The following is a 567-nucleotide window of genomic DNA, read 5'->3' as shown; positions in this document are numbered from 1 at the left end:
CTTAGATTAACATACCAAGTGCAACGCTAATTGATATTATAGAACACCTGATTAGGTGTCTGAAATCCTAACCGTTTTCTTGGTCTGTTGTTTAGTTTATTCTCAATCATTTGAATATCTTGATCAGAGACTTGTCTAAAGTCACAGCCCTTAGGCAAGAACTCTCTGATCAAGCCATTAGTATTTTCATTCGTCCCTCGTTGCCAAGAAGCGTAAGCATCCGCAAAGAAGAATGGGCTAAAGAGTTTTTGCCTTACTTTTTTGTGATCTGCGAACTCTTTACCATTGTCAGAGGTAATCGTTTTAACCTGTATCTTGACTGGTGTTAAGAGATCTATCATCGCATCTGACACTTGCTGAGCGCTCTTTTTAAGCACACGCTTCATCTTAAGCAGTCCTGTTTTACGCTCAACTATCGTCACAATCGCTTGTTTGTGATGCTGACCGATAATTGTATCCGCTTCCCAATCCCCAATCCGTGTGCGCGCGTCAACGATGCAGGGACGCTCATGGATTGAGACTCTGTCATTGATACGGCCTCGGGTCTCAGCAGTTAGACGCTGGCGA

At 43.2% G+C, this 567-nt stretch carries 1 protein-coding gene; it reads right to left on the bottom strand.

What is annotated here, in order from left to right:
- Nucleotides 1-26 precede the first annotated feature (26 nt).
- A partial coding sequence (locus tag ACT3TU_RS14345; RefSeq protein ID WP_444752845.1) for an IS30 family transposase occupies nucleotides 27-567 on the bottom strand: 541 nt, incomplete at its 5' end.

This window comes from Psychrobacter sp. AOP3-A1-26, from assembly GCF_052378235.1.
GTDB lineage: Bacteria > Pseudomonadota > Gammaproteobacteria > Pseudomonadales > Moraxellaceae > Psychrobacter.
This window is presented reverse-complemented; position numbering and strand designations above follow the sequence as displayed.